The following is a 17,808-nucleotide window of genomic DNA, read 5'->3' on the forward strand; positions in this document are numbered from 1 at the left end:
AAAAATGATTCATTCTCACAGACTTACAAGCAAAAACAAAAGACACAAAAGTTTTTTAGAAGAAGAGCGTAAAGACCCCATTACTGGAGATAAACTTATCGAAGGAAATGAAATCGTACTTTGTGGAGCTTGTAAGTCTGCTTTTTTGTTGGATTCGTGGAATTATATGGCTCATAGTCATTGTAATCAACCTTTTACATTAAAGGAAATTCCAATGAAACAGCATGTGGTAAAAGAAGTGAAGATAGAAGTAGAAAAGAAATATAAACTCATTCTTAAAGATGATAATGAATTTTTAAGAGCTTTTTTAGTTCTTCCTAATCTATTCTTTTCAATTCCTATATTTCTCATGTCTATGATTCAAACTAATTTTTTAAGTCAATTTTTGAGTCTTTTTTTTATAGCTCTTATTTTGATGTCTCTGTTTGCATATTTACTCGTTCAAAAAAACAAAATCATTTTTGATAAAATAAAATTCATAGTATCTCTACCTTTTAATAGCAAAATAGTCTATTTGTCAGAAGTAGAAAAGTTAGATTTTTTTGCTTCTGATAAAAATAAAGACATCCTTTTTTTAGTGATTTTTTTTGAAAATGGACGAACTAAAAGAATGAAAATAATGAGAAATAAAAAAACTATTTCAGAACTAAAAGGACTACAAGAATATTTTGAAGAAAATAATTTGAGTAATAAAATTTCTGTTTTCATTGATAAGTTGATCTGAAGAAAAATCTAATAGAAACTTTGTCAGTAGTTGTTTGGTAGTCCAAATAACTCTGACAACAGTTTGAAAAAAGATAAAAGTTTTTTCTAATTATACCACATAAACATATAATGATTTCCATACAGTTTGAGCAGGTTCTTTATATTCCCATCTCATTCCTTTTTTAGCAAAATAATCAGCTATTTTTTGTGCCTCTTCTTCTGAGGTTGCTTCCCAACAAATCCATGTTTTAGGTTTTCCAAGTTCTCTTTTCATAGCGACTGGATTTGCTGTTACTCCAATACACATATTTTTATATTTCTTTTTCCAAAATAAAAGTACACGTTCTTTGCGATAGTCTGCTTCACGTTCGATAGCTTTTGCGATTCTTTGTAGCTTGCTCATACTTCTAGATATTTAAGATTGATATTATTTTGTAGTTAAGATAAAGAGGTTGGTTAGACAAACTGTCTTTCTTTATCCTCTTTCTATACTACAAAGATAGAAGCGTAGAACGTAAAGGATTTGAGGTGTAAATTATTTTTTGAAAATAAATGAAAATTATATTCAAAGTGCTTGAGCATCAAATATATATCTAAATAATCAGTGAGAACATTTAATAAAGTAGTCAGAAAATTTTTACGACTTTTGAGGATATTAAAAAGAAAGCACAAAGTAAAATACTTAAGTAATTGAGCAGAATTACATATAACAAAACCCACGATTAAAATCGTGGGAAAATGGGTTTCATTTATCTGTGTTATATTTTTTGCGTCTGAAATTTTTGATTAAAAAATAGAAAAAAAACTAAAATGCTTCATCAAATTTTGACTTGATTTCCTTCAAACAAAGATTTCCGATACTTCCCTCGTGTGTGTGACGTACAGTTTTTTCAGGATTAAAATTTCCTTCTAAAATCTGCTTTCCTAATTGCTGATAAGATTCTCTAAAACTCATTCCATTCAAAACCAGTTTGTTGAGTTCTTCAACGCTATACACATAATCGTAGAGCGAATTATCCATTATGTTTTCATGAACAATGATATTTTCTAGCATAAAATGACAAACAATTAAATTTTCTTTTGTCGTTTCGATGGCTTCCATTACACTTCCTTTCAAAAGTTGAAAATCTCTATGATAACCACTAGGTAAATTATTGGTAATCATAATCAGCTTGGCAGGAAGATTTTGAATTTTGTTACTTTTCCCTCTCAAAAGCTCAAAAACATCAGGGTTTTGTTTGTGAGGCATAATACTAGAACCTGTTGTTAGTTCTTTTGGAAAACTTAGAAAGCCAAAGTTTTGACTATTGTACAAACAAACATCCATAGCAAATTTTGAGAGCGTTCCAGCCAAAGATGCCAAAGCAAAAGCCACCGTTTTTTCTAATTTCCCTCTACTCATTTGTGCTGCAATAACGTTGTAATTGAGCGTTGAAAAACCTAGTAAATCCGTTGTCATTTGTCTATCAATAGGAAAAGAACTTCCATAACCAGCAGCTGAACCAAGTGGATTTTGATCAGTAATTTTATAAGCAGCATTGAGCAAAATCACATCACTAATCAACGTTTCGGCATACGCACCAAACCACAAACCAAAAGAAGAAGGCATCGCAATTTGTAAATGGGTATAACCTGGTATGAGAATATCCTTATGTTTTTCACTCAGCTTTAAAAGCAAATCAAAAAGATTTTTAGTCAATTCTTTGATTTCCTTCAATTCATCTTTCATGTACAAATGCAAATCGACAAGAACTTGGTCGTTACGAGAACGAGCTGTGTGAATTTTTTTACCTGCTTCTCCAATTTTTTGAGTAAGTTGAAATTCTATTTTAGAATGAACATCTTCAAAATTATCTTCAATTACAAAAGTTTCTTCTTCAATTTCTGTTTGAATTTCTTGTAACCCTTTTTCAATATCTTGCAATTCTTGTTCTGTCAGAATTCCAATTTTGTGTAGCATTTTGGCATGTGCCATATTTCCCAAAACGTCGTATTTGGCGAGTTTCATGTCCAAAACTCTATCGTTTCCGACGGTATAAGTTTCGATTAAATTGTTGATTGAATAGCCTTTATCCCAAAGTTTCATAATGTTTTTTTTATAATTATGTCGTTGGTGGGGACACCAACAACGGCTAGATTTATATTTTAAGAATAAACGACCTTTTTAATCTGTTGCTTAATTGATAACCAATAACTTAAAATCGTAATTCGTAATTGTTCCTTAGATAATTTTTGACAAAAGTTGAATATAAATTTCAATGGCTTCATTTATTTCATCAATAAAAATAAATTCGTCTGCACTATGCGAACGCAAAGAATCTCCTGCACCCATTTTCAAAGAAGGACAAGACAAAACAGCTTGGTCGGAAAGTGTTGGCGAACCGTAAGTAGTTCTACCTAAATCAATTCCAGCCTGTACAATTGGATGAGAAATATCAATACCCGAAGAATTGAGATTAAAAGAACGTGCGACCAACTTACTTTTTGTATTTTGATTCAAAAATTCAAAAATTTCTCTGTTTGTATAAAGTTCATTAAAACGAACATCCACCACAAAATGACACGACGCAGGTACGACATTGTGCTGCTCTCCTGCATTAATTTGTGTTACACTTATTTTGACTTTTCCTAGAAGTGGCGATATTTTCGGAAATTCATAATTTTTTAGATAAAAAATATCTTCTAAGGCTTCATAAATAGCATTTTTTGTATTTTCGTGTGCTGCATGTCCTGCAATTCCTTGAGCATATCCATCAATGACTAGTAATCCTTTTTCAGCGATGGCAAGTTGCATGTGTGTAGGTTCACCAACAATAGCAAAGTCAATTTTTGGTAATTCTTTCAAAAGTCCACACAAACCATTTTTTCCAGAACTTTCTTCTTCGCCTGTTGCTGCAATGAGCAAATTATAGTTTAGATTTGGCTCTTTATAGAAATGAACAAAAGTAGCCAGCAAAGAAACCAAAGAACCACCTGCATCATTACTTCCCAAACCAAATAATTTTCCATCTTCGATAGTCGGTTCAAAAGGATTTCTTGTATAGCCTTTGTTTGGTTTTACGGTGTCGTGGTGTGAATTGAGTAAAATAGTAGGCTTGTTTTCATCAAAATGTAGATTGGTTGCCCAAACATTATTATTACTTCGTTTAAAATCAATTTCATATTTTTTTAAATAATCAGAAATTAAAATGGCTGTTTCATCTTCTTCACTAGAAAATGACTGCGTAGAAATTAGATTTTGAAGTAATTGTATGGCTTCTTTTTGAAGGTTTTTTATGTTAGTTTTAGTAGTTGAGTTTTTCATTTTTTTAGTCAAATTGTGAGTTATAAGTATTTCAGACTTCCCAGTCTGAATAAATTTAGTTTTTGCGAACAGACTGGGAAGTCTGTTATACATGAATTTCAGTATGTGGCAAATCTGTATTTTTGATAAAATCAATATTGCTAATAATTACTTTTTGAACACCTTTTTGAAGTGCATAAAAACAGTTATCTAACTTCGGAATCATTCCTTGATAAATAATTTCTTGCTTTTTAAGTTCTTCATATTCTTGGAATTTTAGCATAGAAATAATTGAATTTTCATCTTCTGTATCTCTCAAAACACCTTTTTTCTCAAAACAATAAATTAAAGTCGTTTCATAATTTTGACTCAATGCAACGGCAAGACTTGAAGCAATAGTATCAGCATTAGTATTTAATAAAGTTCCTTTTTTATCGTGAGTAATCGCAGAAAAAACAGGAATTGTATTTTTTTGAAGTAAAAAGTCAATTATTTCTGTATTTATTCTTTCAATATCTCCCACAAAACCATAATCAATATTCTTTACAGGACGTTTTTTTGCCAAAATCGTATTTGCATCTGCACCTGATAATCCTAGTGCATTACAATTTTTACTTTGAAGATTTGCTACAATTTTTTTATTTATAAGTCCTGCGTAGACCATAGTGACGACTTCTAATTCTTCTTTTGAAGTAATACGTCTTCCTTCTACCAATTTCGAAACAATTCCTAATTTTTGACTGATTTGTGTAGCTATTTTTCCACCTCCATGAATCAAAATTTTTGGAACAGAAAGAGCAGCAAATTTTTCTAAAAAAGTATCTAATTCGTTTGGATTATCGATACAATTCCCTCCTATTTTGACGATATAAAGTTGTTTTTTCATAGTTTTAGTAGTGCGTTGAGTTTAGCTACGCTGAGGACTACGTCGTTCTCAGAACTGAATGTAACGCTTCCTCAGAAGCGTGATATTTAAGATAAATCACGCTTTTGAGAAAGCGTAATAGTTCGTTTGTGAGCAAACGAACACACAATTAATACGGAATAGTATAACCAAATTTTTGTTCCAAAATGTTAAATAACACTGTTTGAGCAGCATAAACTCTATTGTGTGCTTGTTCCAAAACAACAGAGTTTTGACTATCAATCACTTCATCAGCAACCACAACATTTCGACGAACAGGCAAACAGTGCATAAATTTAGCGTTATTAGTCAGTTTCATTTTTGCTTCATCGACTATCCAATGTTCTAAATTTTGCCCTATTTTGCCATAATTTCCATTTTCATCAGAAAAAGAAGACCAATTTTTCGCATAAATAAAATCAGCATCTTTGAAGGCTTCTTCTTGATTGTGAGTAACAGAAACTCCTTTTGCAAAATCTTCACTAAGCTCAAAACCTTTCGGACAAGCAATAACCAATTCTGAATCTGTATTTTTGACCCAATCGACAAACGAATTTGGAACAGCTTGTGGCAATGCTTTTGGGTGAGGAGTCCACGACAAAACTACTTTTGGTTTTTTGATACCATTTAATTTTGTATTTGATTTCTCTCTAAATTCTTCAATCGTCAAAACGTCTGCAAAAGATTGTAAAGGATGAGCTGTTGCACTTTCTAAAGAAATAACAGGAACGAGCGCATGTTTTATAAATTTTTGGAGGACTTTTTCTTCATAATCGCTTTTTCTATCAGTCAAAGAAGCAAAAGTACGAACTCCAATAATATCACAATATTGCGAAATTACACCTGCTGCTTCTTTGATATGCTCTTGTGAATTTTGATTCATAATTGTTCCATCTTCCATTTCAATCGCCCAACCATCTTGCTGAACATTCATAATCATGACATTCATTCCCAAGTTCATGGCTGCTTTTTGAGTACTCAAACGAGTTCGCAAACTTGGATTAAAGAAAAGTAAGCCTAGCGTTTTTCCCTTTCCAAAATCAGCATGAGAAAGAGGGTTTTTTTTGAAATTTTGGGCTGTATTTAGCCAGTCTTGCAAATTTGGAACATCTGCAAAAGAAGTGAAGTTTAGATTTTTCATTGTGATTTATTATGTCTTTATTGGAAGTAAATTTAGATTTAAAAAGAAATTCATATTACCAAACAGGGTTAAAACCCTGTTTTACTAGAAAAGAATTAAGATAAAATTTTATGCAAAGCCTTTATAAAAGGTTTGAATTCAGCGTAAGAAATAGACAAAGGTGGCAAGACACGCAAAACATTTGGATTAGAAGATGAGCCTGTAAAAATATGATGTTCATAAAGTAGTTTTTGGCGTAACTCTTTAATAGGAAATGGCATTTCAATTCCTAACATCAAACCTCTTCCTTTGACTTTTTGAACAGAAGGAACTTTCGATAAATCTTCCATTACCTTTTTACTAACTTCATTTACATTTTCTAGTAAATTATCACTTTCTAGAACTTCCAAAACTGCCATACTTGCAGCACAAGCCAAATGGTTTCCACCAAAAGTAGTTCCCAACATGCCCTGATGTGCTTCAATAGTTGGGTTTATCAAAACTCCACCAATAGGAAAACCATTGCCCATTCCTTTTGCCATCGTAATCAAGTCAGGTTGAATATTTGCCCACTGATGAGTAAAAAACTTCCCACTTCTGCCAAAACCACTCTGAATTTCATCAAGAATTAATAAAGAATTGTGTTTTTTACACTCACCTTGCAAAAATTGAAGATAGCTTTCTGTCGCCATATCCAAACCTCCCACACCTTGTATTCCTTCCAAAATAATGGCACAAACATCTTTTTGAGAAAGAGCTTCTACTAATTGTTTTTCATCATTTAATTCTACCCATTTTACTTCAAAATTATTCTCATTAAGAGGAGCAGAAAGTTTAGAGTTATCGGTAACATTCAAAGCTGCTGCCGTTCTGCCATGAAAGCTATTTTTGAAAGCAATTACTTTTTTCTTTTTGGTATGAAAAGAGGCTAATTTTAGTGCGTTTTCAGTAGCTTCTGCGCCACTATTGCACAAAAAAAGTTTATAATCTGGATAACCACTTTGCTCAGTTAGTCTTTTAGCTAATTCATTTTGAATTGGAATATCTATCGAATTTGAATAAAAACCAATTTGAGAAAGCTGTTCAGAAATGCGTTTGACATAATGTGGGTGAGAATGACCAATAGAAATAACGCCATGACCACCGTAAAAATCAAGGTATTTTTCGCCTTCATCTGTATAAATGAAAGTTCCTTTTGCTGAAGTTGGAGAAAGGGAATATTTTGGATAAACGTCGAATAAATTCATGTTTTTATATATTTTAATCCTCGTTGACAGCAAAGCCTCAACGACGGTTTATTTTTACTATTTTAACCGTCAACGAGCTTAAAAGCGTCCTTGAGGGAAGGGATAAAAATGTTTTAAAAGTAATTAGCCTTGAAAGCAAGTCCCGTTTTTTGAGGAAAATCAAATTGTAAATTCATATTTTCAATGGCTTGTCCTGCTGCACCTTTCAATAGATTATCGATACAAGAAGTAATAAGAATTTTATTGTCAATTTTTTGAATATGCAAAAGACAATAATTTGTATTTACAACCTGCTTCAAATCAATGGGCTTTTCACTAATTTTGACAAAAGGAGCATTTTTGTAGAAATTTTGATAGATAGAAATAATTTCTTTTTCAGACGTATTTTCATCTAAAGTAACATACATACTTGCAAAAATTCCTCTTGTAAAATTTCCTCTTAGTGGAATAAAATTAATTATTCCTTCAAAATTTTGAGATATATCTTTCAAACTTTGCTCAATTTCCCCCAAATGTTGATGAGAAAAAGGTTTGTAAATAGAAACATTCTCATTTCTCCAACTAAAATGAGTAGTGTCTAAAAGTGATTGTCCTGCACCTGTTGAACCTGTCAGCGCATGAACATGCCATTCTTTTATAGTTGGAAAATGTTTTGTTAAAGGCAAAGTTCCTAATTCAATCGCTGTTGCAAAACATCCAGGATTAGCGATATAGTTACTTTCTTTTATTTTTTGAGAATAAATTTCAGGCAAACCATAAACAAATTCTAATTCTTTTTCCTCATTTTTTTCCAAATCTTTTTCTTCGTCTTTTATAGTTTTTACTTTAAGAATTTTGTCTTTATTCAATCTAAAATCATTACTCAAATCTATAATTTTAGTGTCTTCTGAAAACTGATTTTCTAACAAAAAACGAGTAGAATTTCCATGTCCCAAACACAAAAAGACAATATCAATTTGAGGATTTACTTTTTGAGAAAAAACTAAATCAGAGTGAAATAAATCTGTATGAATTTCGCTGATTTTTTTGTCAGAATGAGAATGACTATATATAAAATCAATTTCTGTATGTGGATGATTGATAAGACAACGCAAAAGTTCGCCAGCTACATAACCACTTCCTCCAACAATTCCGACTTTAATTTTTTTGATTGTTTTATTTTCCATTTTTTTGTTGTTTTTGCTGTGCTTTATTTTGAGCTTTGGTTTGAACCTTATTTTGTACTTGATTAAAAATTTGAAGCGAATTTCCTAGAATTTTTGTAAATCCTTTCACATCATCTCCAGACCAATTTTTGTTCATTTCTCCATACTCTCCAAAATCCGATTTCATTAAGTCGAAATCTGACTCAATTCCTTCAATTACAAAACGATAAGGAGCTAACTCAACAAACACTTTTCCTGTAACATTCTTTTGAGAATCCTCTAAAAATGTTTCGATATTTCGCATAACTGGCTCAAAATATTGCGATTCGTGAATAAACATTCCGTACCAATTACTTAGCTGTTCTTTCCAATACATTTGCCATTTTGAAAGCGTGTGTTTTTCTAAAGTATGATGTGCTTTTATGATAATACTTGCTGCTGCTGCCTCAAAACCAACTCTTCCTTTTATTCCAATAATCGTATCTCCTACGTGCGTATCTCTTCCGATTGCATATTTATTTGCTATATCTTCTAGTGTTTGAATGACTTTTACAGGGTTCATTTTTTTATTATTGATACCACAAATTTCTCCGTTTTCGAATTCTAAAGTAACTGTTTCATTTCCATTATTTACAAGCTGACTTGGGTAGGCTTCTTCTGGAAGTGGTTTGTGAGAAGTGAGCGTTTCTGCACCTCCTACGCTTGTTCCCCAAAGTCCTTTATTGATAGAATATTTTGCTTTTTCCCAATCTAATTCAACGCCATGCGATTTTAGATAAGCCACTTCTTGTTCTCTTGAAAGTTTTTGCTCTCTAATCGGTGTCAAAATTTCTATTTGAGGAGCAATTAATTGAAAAACTAAATCAAAACGCACTTGGTCGTTTCCTGCGCCTGTGCTTCCGTGTGCAATATAATCGGCTTCTATTTTGGTCGCATAGTTTGCTAATGCAATGGCTTGATAGGTTCTTTCTGCACTTACTGACAATGGATAGGTATTATTCCGAAGTACGTTTCCAAAGATTAAATACTTAATAATTTTGTCATAATATTCTTTGGTTACTTCTAAAGTTGTGTGATGAAACGAGCCTAAATCGATAGCTTTTTGTTCGATAGCTTGAAGTTCTTCTTCTGAAAAACCTCCTGTATTTACGATTGCTGTATGTACTTCAAGATTTTTTTCGTGAATTAAATATTTGATACAATAAGAAGTATCTAAACCTCCACTAAAAGCAAGAAGGACTTTATTAGATTTGCTTGATTTATTTTGAGACATGGTTGTAGAAAATTTGAGGTTATTTTGATTTGTTTTCATGATAGATTACATCTTTAAGTCTTGGAAATATGCTGATTTTGCGTTGTAGACGAAGGCTACGAAGTTTGAGAAAACGGACAAAATTTTCCCATTTTTGTCGTTTTTCTTCAGGTTTTGAAGGAGCTTTGTAAGTAGCCAAATCGCACATCATACCTGTACAGAGGCATAATTTTCGTTCATTGCGTTGCAAAATATCGTAATTGACACAACTTTGACAGCCTTTCCAAAATGCGTCATCTTGTGTGAGTTCGGAAAAAGTAACAGGTTTGTAGCCTAAATCAGAATTGATTTTCATGACAGCTAGACTTGTCGTAATTCCAAATAGTTTTGCATCAGGATATTTTTTCTTAGAGAGTTCAAAAATTGCCTTTTTGATAGATTTGGCTAAACCTGTTTTTCGATAATCTGGATGAACAATCAAACCCGAATTGACAACATATTTTTGGTCTTGCCACGTTTCGATATAACAGAAACCGACTACTTTTTTGTCTGTTTCTTGCCCTGTTTGATTGTCAAAAGCTATAATTGCTTTTCCTTCTTGCATTTTTTGCTGAATATAAATTGGGTCACGTTTGGCAATTCCTGTTCCTCGGGCTTTGGCTGCTTCCTCAATCATTTGACATAGCAAAGAACCATACTGCTGATGGCTTGCATCAGCAACTACTATTGATACCATAAAATAGAAAGAATATAGAATAGAGAGTATGCTAAACTACCCAACAAAAAAATGGGTATAACAAAACTGTATTCTTATTGAAATAAAAAGAGAAAGAAAATGAATGAGATTTTATAAATACGATAATACGGACGAGGGAACGACAAAACACGTAGTTCTGTCAAAACTATATAGACGCACCAAGGCGAAAACGTCGTGAACGTTTTATGTTAGTAGAGCTGATTGAGATTTGCTCTTGTGAAGGATAATATGTGCAATAGTTTTTTGTCATTGATAAGACAATATTACAGTATTTTTTTATAAATTCAAAATTCTGTAAATGTATTTATTTTGTTTTAACTCTTTTTTAAGGCTTAAATACAAAACCCCTAAGAGCTTTGAGAAGCCTTAGCATTTGAATCAATTTTATCAAAACTATATTTAAAAACCTTTTTTTGTTAGTTCTATATTCTTAGCGTCAAGTTCGAATTCAAAAGGCACAGTTTCATTATCTAGTGTACCCGTTAGAGTCGCACTTTTGATAGAGAGTTTGAGATTTTTTCCATCAAATTTTACATCTACCATCGTAACTTCTTTTGAGATAAACGGCTGATTTTTTCCTTCTGTATCTACAACTGTTACTGTAATCAAATTTTTAGCTTCTACTATATTATCTCTAACTTGCTCATGATTTGTCAAGGTATATTGTTTATCCATCGTTTCTACTACTGACTCATCGTTGATATCAATTTTAAATGATGGTTCGTTTTGATAACGAAGGTAAAAGGTAAGCAAAGTTTGATACTGTTTTCCTTCATGTTTAGATAAAAAAACTGATAAATTTTTGCCTTTATCTTCTATTTTCGGTTCTGAACCTATTTTATAAGAAAAAGTATAATTTCCTTCTATATTATTCGTGCTTTCAGTACTTTCACAAGAAGTTTTAGTATTTTGATAAGAGTCATTTTCACTACCAGAAGCTGTTGTATCTTTGGGTTTACAACTCAACAAAGAAACACACATTAGAAAAACAAAACATAAATAACTAGATTTAAAAAATTGCATAGAATTAAAAGTTAAAATAAATTAGAGTAGTTTTGCTATAGATTTGAAAAACTAAATTTGGTAAACTCATGTAGCTAAATTACATTACCTTTATTTAAAAAGCTCATTTAAAACAATTTATTTTTTCTTAAAAAAAATAATGCCACAAAAAATGGAAATAAAAATCTTACAAACTATCACAAATTGGCTCAAAGAAGCTAATGCCATCGTCATTACAGCAGGCGCAGGAATGGGTGTAGATTCTGGATTGGCAGATTATCGTGGAAAAGAGGGAGGACAATGGGGAAAAGTAGAAACTGAAACTAAAAAAACAGTTTTTGAAACCGTTAATCCTGCTGCATTTTTAGAAAACCCTGCTTATAGTTGGGATTTGTTTGGGAAACGAATGGAAGAATACGAAAATACGCAGCCACATCAAGGCTTTTATATTTTGAAAAAATGGACTCAAAAATTTGATTTAGACTATTTTGTCATTACTTCAAATATTGATTCTCACTTTCAAAAAGCTGGTTTTGAGGAAGAAAAAATTAGAGAATTACATGGTTCGTTGGCTTATTTTCAAAGCAGTGATAACAAACTATCTGATAAAATTTGGAAAAATGAATTGACAGGAAAGCAAATTCAATTAGGAACTTATGATAATCGTTTTCCGATGTGTCCTCATTCGAAAGTTATGGCTCGCCCAAATGTCTATATGTTTAGAGATGATACGTTTGTAAATACTCGTACAAAAGCACAAGAAGAAAATTTCCAAAAATTCTTAGATAAAAACAAAGGAAAAAATATAGTTGTTTTTGAGATTGGTTCAGGTCCTCATGTACAGGCTGTCAGAATGAAAACACGCTTTTTGAAAACTAATTATGATGCAAAAATTGTACGTATTAATCCAAAAGATTTCAAGATAAAAGCTCCTCATATTGGAATTGATACAGGTGCTTTAAAGGCTTTGAATGAAATTGACTTATTCGTAGAAGGGGAATAAAAAAAACAGTAAAATTTTTCAATTATTTTAATGAAAATAAAAACTTATTTTCATTGTGGTCGTTATTATATCAGATTTGCAAATCACATCAACCTGTATGATGAAAAATAGAGGAGCAGTAGCCGAAAAGCTCATAGAGTAGGCACATTTTTATCTGTTATTTTAAATTCATTTCATTATTATGGCTAATAAACCAAGCACTCCGAAAACTGAAAAAGGCAAACAAACACCTTCTAAGCCTGTACCAGCTAAAAAAACTGAGAAAGCAGCTCCTAAAAAGGATAAAAAATAATCCCTTCATTTAAGGAAAATGAAAAAGACTTAGACCTAAAGAGGTTTAAGTCTTTTTTAATTTAACCTAATACAGCTTGAATTTCTTTTATTAATTCTTCTAGATTTTCTACTTGTTTCACTCCAAATCGCTGACAAACAATATCTACATTTCCTTTTCGCCAATAACCTATCGGACAACAAACAATTATATTATTATTTCTAGCAAAAAGTCCTAATTCTAACAAACTAATAGGAGCTTTTGAAGTAGGTGCAAAATAAAAAACAATCAAATCAGCTAGTTCTAAAGCATCTAATTCCCAAGTTACTTGTTCATTGAAATGAGTATTTTCAATAGTTTGTTCCCAAGAACTATCCCAGTCTTTTCTGCGTGGATTAAAAAAACAAAGATTTTGATTTTCTTTGAAAGAAGAAATAATTTCTTGTTGCCAATCAATAGCATTTCCCATGTCTATACTTCCTGCTAAGAAAATACTTTTTTGATTTTGAGAGAGTTTGATTTTTTGAGGTGGATAGATTACATTCATAGGTGTTAAAAAATAGAGTTGTATGAAACATTTTAGGTTATGCAGAATGGAAGCATTTACTCTAACTTTTTTTTCCATTCATATATTCCAGTTTTGACTGAAAAGTATAGGCAATAATTGACGCTCTTTGTTTGGCTTCTTCAGCTTTATTTCCCTCAAAAAGCTCATCAACAGTTTCTTTAAATAAAGCAAGCCAGTTTTCAAAATGAGTTGCATCAATAGGAAGAGAAATATGTTTTTCAAATGGATTCCCTTTATAACCTCCTTCTCCAAACAAAATTCCATTCCAAAAACGATACATAGTTGGCAAATGAGTTTCCCAATGTACACCAGCAAAATCATTAAAAATAGGCGACAAAATCAAACTTTGATTTACTTTATCATAAAACGTATCGACAAGTAATTTTATATCTTTTTCGTTCTGGATGTCATTTTTAGGTGTTTGTTGTATTGGTTTCATAAGTTTTGATTGAGTTTGGCTAATTGGTAGCAATTTGTATAAAATTTTTGAGATTAAAAATGTCAAATGTCATTATTTGTGTCACTTATTAACGATTCAGATTTTTAAAGAAACTCATCATTTTTTTTATATTTTTGTGGGAATAAAATAAATTTACTTTGCTCTAAAAAAGAAAACATTGACAACTCCCACTACTCCACCTAGTCGTCGCATAGGATATTTAGATAGTATTAGAGGAATGGCTGCTTTAGCTGTAGTTATTTTTCATGCAAATGCGTGGCTTGATTTTACCAAAGACCCTAATTTTAATAGTAGTATTCCTACTCACATATTAAATATAATTTTCAACGGACACAATGCTGTCTGTTTATTTTTTGTGCTAAGTGGCTTTGTCTTGTCATTGAAATATGTCAAAAAAGGAGCGCAAGAAGTATCTTATGTAGAGTTTATACTAAAAAGAGCTTTCAGACTTTACCCTGCCTATTGGTTTGTTTTGATACTTGCAGCTTTATATACAAAAAGTGATTTTTCGCTTTTCATAAAAGAATTACCAATGCTTATCACTGGTAATCAGACACTAATTCCTCCTGCTTGGTCATTGATAGTAGAAATGAAAATGTCACTTATTTTCCTGTTTTTGTTGGTTTTGGCTGTTCGAAATATCAAAATTCTTTTTGTAGCTGCTTTTCTGTATTGGTTTTTGTTTGGCTTCGAAATCTATATTCTGCATTTTTGCTTGGGAATTTTACTTGCTATAAATTTTGAAAAAATACAAGAAATCAAATGGAGCAAAACAAAAAGGTATTTATTATTTCTGCTTGGGCTTTTATTGTGTTCGGTGGAGCAAATTCATTTTATAATTGTTCCTCACGAGAATTTTAAAGAAACAAATACGCCCTTAGGTTTTTTCTTGGGAGCTTTTGGTTGTGTTATTTGGCTTATGTTGGCTATGTCTGCTCCTAAGTTTCAGAAAAAAATAGAGACTAAGCCTTTATTATTTTTAGGCGATATTTCGTATGGATTGTATATTGGTCATTGGCTTATTTTCGTAAATATTTTAGAACCTCATTTTGATTGGTTTTTGGCTAAGTTAGGTTCATATTACCTTGCTCATATTGTAGTGAGATATTTTTTAGTAACTCTTTTTTCTCTTCTATTTGCTACTTTTCTTTATTATGTGATTGAAAAACCCTTCATAAAAATGGGTTATAAAGTAGCCAAAAAGTATAGTGATAAATTAGTTTTTAAACTGAATTGATTGTTTTGTTTTGCAGTAATTTGTATGAAAACAAAAAAAAATCCCTTCTCAAAATGAATTGAAAAGGGATTTTCTAGGTATATAAAACGAGAGTTCAAATTTTACTTATTCCTCTGTTTTCTTTGTTTTTTGCTTTTTAATTTTGACAGTCAGTTCTGGCTCGCCTTCTTTGTGGTCTGCCATTAACGTATCGCCTTCTTGTACTTCGCCTTTCAAAAGCTCCTCTGCAACTGGGTCTTCCAAATATTTTTGGATAGCTCGGTTGAGTGGTCTTGCTCCATACTGTTTATCAAATCCTTTTTCTGATAAAAAGTCTTTTGCAGCTTCTGTAAGCTCAACTTCATAACCCAAAAGTTTGATACGATGGAATAATTTACCCAAAGAAATATCAATAATTTTGTGAATATGTTCTCTTTCAAGAGAATTAAAGACAATTACATCATCAAGACGATTCAAAAACTCAGGAGAAAATGCTTTTTTAAGTGCTTTTTGGATTGTATCTTTCATTACTTCGTCGCCTACTTCTTGTTTGGCTTGTGTAGAAAAACCTACACCTGCACCAAAATCTTTAAGCTGACGAACTCCAATATTTGAAGTCATGATAATGATAGTATTTCTGAAATCTACTCTACGACCTAATCCATCAGTCAAGATTCCATCATCCAAAACTTGTAATAAAATATTGAAAACATCTGGGTGTGCTTTCTCAATTTCATCAAGCAAAATAACACTATAAGGCTTACGACGAACTTTTTCAGTAAGCTGTCCACCTTCTTCATAACCAACATATCCTGGAGGCGCACCTACCAAACGAGAGATAGAGAATTTCTCCATATACTCACTCATATCGATACGGATAAGCGCATCTGGACGGTCGAAAAGATAAGTAGCCAATACTTTAGCCAATTCCGTTTTACCTACACCTGTTGGTCCTAAGAAAACAAACGAACCGATTGGTTTATTTGGGTCTTTCAAGCCTACACGAGTACGCTGAATAGCTTTTGTAAGTTTTACAACAGCTTGGTCTTGTCCGATAACCTTTCCTGTCAAGGCTTCTTTCATTCCCAAAATTTTCTGTCCTTCGCTTTGCGTAATACGTTTTACTGGAATTCCTGTCATCATCGCAATTACTTCTCCGATGTTATCTTCTGTAACTGGATAAGTCATTTTGCGTGTTTCGTGTTCCCACTTGTATTTTGCACGCTCTAATTTTTCAATTAGGCGTTTTTCTTTATCTCTAAGTTGTGCAGCCTCTTCGTATTTTTGGCTTTTGACAACTTGATTTTTTTCTACTTTTACGTCTTCGATATCAGCTTCTAGTTTCGTAATTTCTTCTGGAACGTGAATATTATTAATATGCACTCTTGCGCCAGCTTCATCCAAAACATCAATCGCTTTATCAGGCAAGAAACGGTCTGTAATATAACGCTCTGAAAGTGTTACACACGCCTTAATAGCCTCGTCATCATATTTTACGTGGTGATGAGATTCGTACTTGTCTTTGATATTATTCAAAATTTGTACGGTTTCTTCTACATCAGTAGGCTCAATCATAACCATTTGAAAACGACGAGCTAATGCGCCATCTTTCTCAATATACTGACGGTATTCGTCTAAAGTTGTTGCACCAATACATTGTATTTCGCCACGAGCTAAAGCAGGTTTGAACATATTCGAAGCATCAAGAGAACCCGATGCGCCACCTGCGCCAACAATTGTATGAAGCTCATCAATGAAAAGAATAATATCTCTATTTTTTTCTAATTCACTCATAACAGCTTTCATACGTTCTTCAAACTGACCACGATATTTTGTACCTGCAACAAGTGAGGCAAGGTCAAGCGTAACAACACGCTTACCAAATAAAATACGAGAAACTTTGCGTTGAACGATTCGAAGGGCTAAACCTTCGGCAATGGCAGTTTTACCAACCCCTGGTTCACCTATCAAAATAGGATTGTTTTTCTTACGACGAGAAAGAATTTGAGCTACACGCTCAATTTCTTTTTCACGCCCAATGATTGGGTCTAGTTTGTCATCTTCAGCAAGTTTTGTAAGGTCTCTACCAAAGTTGTCTAAAACGGGAGTACGTGATTTTTCGGTTGCTTTTCCTTGAGTTCCACCTGTACCAGACGGTTCTCTTCCACCACCAAAAATACGTCCTTCATCATCATCATCTTCGGCAGCCGAAGTGATGGGTTTGTCTGTGTGATATTGGAGCATTTCTTTTACTACTTCGTAGGTAATATTAAATTTTTCTAAAATATGAGTAGCAATACTATCCTCATCTCTCAAAATAGATAAAAGCAAATGTTCTGTTCCGATTAAATCAGCTTTAAAAATTTTTGCTTCTAAATAGGTGATTTTCAAGACTTTTTCAGCTTGACGAGTAAGGGGAATATTGGCAAGATTGCGAACATTATACGTGGCTGTACCTTGTGAATGGCGTTCGATTTCAGCTTTTAATTCTTCAATCGTAACACCGAGTTTCTTTAAAATATTGATGGCACTTCCTTCTCCTTCTCGTATCATACCGAGCAATAGATGTTCTGTGCCTATATAATCATGTCCAAGCCTCAAAGCCTCTTCTCTAGCTAGAGAAATTACTTCTTTGACTCTGTCTGAAAATTTGGCTTCCATAAGCAGGTTGTATATTGATTTAGTAAAATTATATCTTGATTGTTGTCTGATTTGCCAAATATTGTTTTATCTAAATAATTAAATAAAAAACTTTAGCTAATTTATTTCTTACTTTTATAAATAAGCAAAAAATATCTCTTATTTACAAGTTTGAACGGCTTAAAGCTATAAAATGTTTAGTTATATGGCTATCTAAGAAACTTCAATGATAAAA

16 protein-coding genes are annotated in these 17,808 nt (G+C 32.2%); 3 read left to right on the forward strand and 13 right to left on the reverse strand.

Annotation, left to right across the window (positions count from 1 at the left end; genetic code table 11):
* Positions 1 to 4: 4 nt before the first annotated feature.
* Positions 5 to 724 carry a hypothetical protein gene (locus tag V9L04_RS17080; RefSeq protein WP_338791090.1) on the forward strand — a complete coding sequence of 240 codons (720 nt, stop codon included), beginning with the start codon at positions 5 to 7 and terminating at the stop codon, positions 722 to 724.
* A 90-nt stretch (positions 725 to 814) separates the two neighbouring features.
* Here the strand turns inward: V9L04_RS17080 and V9L04_RS17085 are convergent, their stop codons facing one another.
* The 10 genes from V9L04_RS17085 to V9L04_RS17130 form a co-directional block, all read right to left on the reverse strand.
* Positions 815 to 1,108, reverse strand: a complete 294-nt coding sequence (locus tag V9L04_RS17085) for a hypothetical protein (protein ID WP_338791091.1) — start codon at positions 1,106 to 1,108, stop codon at positions 815 to 817.
* 402 nt (positions 1,109 to 1,510) lie between these two features.
* On the reverse strand, positions 1,511 to 2,791 hold the full coding sequence (argH, locus tag V9L04_RS17090; protein ID WP_338791093.1) for an argininosuccinate lyase: 1,281 nt from the start codon (positions 2,789 to 2,791) through the stop codon (positions 1,511 to 1,513).
* Between the two features lie 135 nt (positions 2,792 to 2,926).
* Positions 2,927 to 4,009, reverse strand: a complete 1,083-nt coding sequence (locus V9L04_RS17095; RefSeq protein ID WP_338791095.1) for a M20 family metallo-hydrolase — start codon at positions 4,007 to 4,009, stop codon at positions 2,927 to 2,929.
* Between the two features lie 85 nt (positions 4,010 to 4,094).
* Complete coding sequence (argB, locus tag V9L04_RS17100) at positions 4,095 to 4,874, reverse strand: acetylglutamate kinase (protein ID WP_338791096.1); 780 nt, start codon at positions 4,872 to 4,874, stop codon at positions 4,095 to 4,097.
* A 148-nt stretch (positions 4,875 to 5,022) separates the two neighbouring features.
* On the reverse strand, positions 5,023 to 6,033 hold the full coding sequence (locus tag V9L04_RS17105; RefSeq protein ID WP_338791097.1) for an N-acetylornithine carbamoyltransferase: 1,011 nt from the start codon (positions 6,031 to 6,033) through the stop codon (positions 5,023 to 5,025).
* A gap of 95 nt (positions 6,034 to 6,128) precedes the next feature.
* A complete protein-coding gene (locus V9L04_RS17110; RefSeq protein ID WP_338791098.1) occupies positions 6,129 to 7,259 on the reverse strand; it encodes an aminotransferase class III-fold pyridoxal phosphate-dependent enzyme in 1,131 nt (376 codons plus the stop codon).
* Between the two features lie 113 nt (positions 7,260 to 7,372).
* Entirely contained in the window at positions 7,373 to 8,425 is a 1,053-nt protein-coding gene (gene argC, locus V9L04_RS17115; RefSeq protein ID WP_338791099.1) for an N-acetyl-gamma-glutamyl-phosphate reductase, read from the reverse strand.
* Positions 8,415 to 9,677, reverse strand: a complete 1,263-nt coding sequence (locus V9L04_RS17120; RefSeq protein ID WP_338794212.1) for an argininosuccinate synthase domain-containing protein — start codon at positions 9,675 to 9,677, stop codon at positions 8,415 to 8,417. Before V9L04_RS17120 ends, argC begins: the two co-directional genes overlap by 11 nt.
* A gap of 19 nt (positions 9,678 to 9,696) precedes the next feature.
* Positions 9,697 to 10,392, reverse strand: a complete 696-nt coding sequence (locus V9L04_RS17125; RefSeq protein WP_338791101.1) for a GNAT family N-acetyltransferase — start codon at positions 10,390 to 10,392, stop codon at positions 9,697 to 9,699.
* Positions 10,393 to 10,812: 420 nt separating this feature from the next.
* Complete coding sequence (locus tag V9L04_RS17130) at positions 10,813 to 11,436, reverse strand: hypothetical protein (protein WP_338791103.1); 624 nt, start codon at positions 11,434 to 11,436, stop codon at positions 10,813 to 10,815.
* Between the two features lie 151 nt (positions 11,437 to 11,587).
* On the opposite strand from V9L04_RS17130, the gene V9L04_RS17135 reads away from it, so the two are divergent.
* Positions 11,588 to 12,418 carry a Sir2 family NAD-dependent protein deacetylase gene (locus V9L04_RS17135; RefSeq protein WP_338791105.1) on the forward strand — a complete coding sequence of 277 codons (831 nt, stop codon included), beginning with the start codon at positions 11,588 to 11,590 and terminating at the stop codon, positions 12,416 to 12,418.
* A gap of 353 nt (positions 12,419 to 12,771) precedes the next feature.
* Here the strand turns inward: V9L04_RS17135 and V9L04_RS17140 are convergent, their stop codons facing one another.
* Both V9L04_RS17140 and V9L04_RS17145 read right to left on the reverse strand, forming a co-directional pair.
* Positions 12,772 to 13,314 carry a nucleoside 2-deoxyribosyltransferase domain-containing protein gene (locus V9L04_RS17140; RefSeq protein ID WP_338791107.1) on the reverse strand — a complete coding sequence of 181 codons (543 nt, stop codon included), beginning with the start codon at positions 13,312 to 13,314 and terminating at the stop codon, positions 12,772 to 12,774.
* Positions 13,298 to 13,696: a group III truncated hemoglobin gene (locus V9L04_RS17145; RefSeq protein ID WP_338791108.1), complete on the reverse strand. Its 399-nt coding sequence runs from the start codon at positions 13,694 to 13,696 to the stop codon at positions 13,298 to 13,300. The genes V9L04_RS17140 and V9L04_RS17145 overlap by 17 nt, the downstream gene beginning before the upstream one ends.
* 178 nt (positions 13,697 to 13,874) lie before the next feature.
* Between V9L04_RS17145 and V9L04_RS17150 the strand changes: the two genes are divergently transcribed.
* Positions 13,875 to 14,954: an acyltransferase gene (locus tag V9L04_RS17150; protein ID WP_338791109.1), complete on the forward strand. Its 1,080-nt coding sequence runs from the start codon at positions 13,875 to 13,877 to the stop codon at positions 14,952 to 14,954.
* A 105-nt stretch (positions 14,955 to 15,059) separates the two neighbouring features.
* Here V9L04_RS17150 and V9L04_RS17155 read toward each other — a convergent pair whose 3' ends face one another.
* A complete protein-coding gene (locus V9L04_RS17155; RefSeq protein WP_338791110.1) occupies positions 15,060 to 17,594 on the reverse strand; it encodes an ATP-dependent Clp protease ATP-binding subunit in 2,535 nt (844 codons plus the stop codon).
* Positions 17,595 to 17,808: the final 214 nt, after the last annotated feature.

Source organism: Bernardetia sp. MNP-M8, assembly GCF_037126285.1.
In the GTDB taxonomy this organism is placed as follows: Bacteria; Bacteroidota; Bacteroidia; order Cytophagales; family Bernardetiaceae; genus Bernardetia.

Bases quoted from the DNA above. Each gene is read 5' to 3' on its own strand.
- V9L04_RS17085 (WP_338791091.1), bottom strand. From the start codon at position 1,108: ATGAGCAAGCTACAAAGAATCGCAAAAGCTATCGAACGTGAAGCAGAC.
- V9L04_RS17125 (WP_338791101.1), bottom strand. From the start codon at position 10,392: ATGGTATCAATAGTAGTTGCTGATGCAAGCCATCAGCAGTATGGTTCT.
- V9L04_RS17135 (WP_338791105.1), top strand. From the start codon at position 11,588: ATGGAAATAAAAATCTTACAAACTATCACAAATTGGCTCAAAGAAGCT.
- V9L04_RS17140 (WP_338791107.1), bottom strand. From the start codon at position 13,314: ATGGAAAAAAAAGTTAGAGTAAATGCTTCCATTCTGCATAACCTAAAA.
- V9L04_RS17095 (WP_338791095.1), bottom strand. From the start codon at position 4,009: ATGAAAAACTCAACTACTAAAACTAACATAAAAAACCTTCAAAAAGAA.
- V9L04_RS17105 (WP_338791097.1), bottom strand. From the start codon at position 6,033: ATGAAAAATCTAAACTTCACTTCTTTTGCAGATGTTCCAAATTTGCAA.
- argH (WP_338791093.1), bottom strand. From the start codon at position 2,791: ATGAAACTTTGGGATAAAGGCTATTCAATCAACAATTTAATCGAAACT.
- argC (WP_338791099.1), bottom strand. From the start codon at position 8,425: ATGGAAAATAAAACAATCAAAAAAATTAAAGTCGGAATTGTTGGAGGA.
- V9L04_RS17145 (WP_338791108.1), bottom strand. From the start codon at position 13,696: ATGAAACCAATACAACAAACACCTAAAAATGACATCCAGAACGAAAAA.
- V9L04_RS17155 (WP_338791110.1), bottom strand. From the start codon at position 17,594: ATGGAAGCCAAATTTTCAGACAGAGTCAAAGAAGTAATTTCTCTAGCT.
- V9L04_RS17120 (WP_338794212.1), bottom strand. From the start codon at position 9,677: ATGTCTCAAAATAAATCAAGCAAATCTAATAAAGTCCTTCTTGCTTTT.
- argB (WP_338791096.1), bottom strand. From the start codon at position 4,874: ATGAAAAAACAACTTTATATCGTCAAAATAGGAGGGAATTGTATCGAT.
- V9L04_RS17130 (WP_338791103.1), bottom strand. From the start codon at position 11,436: ATGCAATTTTTTAAATCTAGTTATTTATGTTTTGTTTTTCTAATGTGT.
- V9L04_RS17110 (WP_338791098.1), bottom strand. From the start codon at position 7,259: ATGAATTTATTCGACGTTTATCCAAAATATTCCCTTTCTCCAACTTCA.
- V9L04_RS17080 (WP_338791090.1), top strand. From the start codon at position 5: ATGATTCATTCTCACAGACTTACAAGCAAAAACAAAAGACACAAAAGT.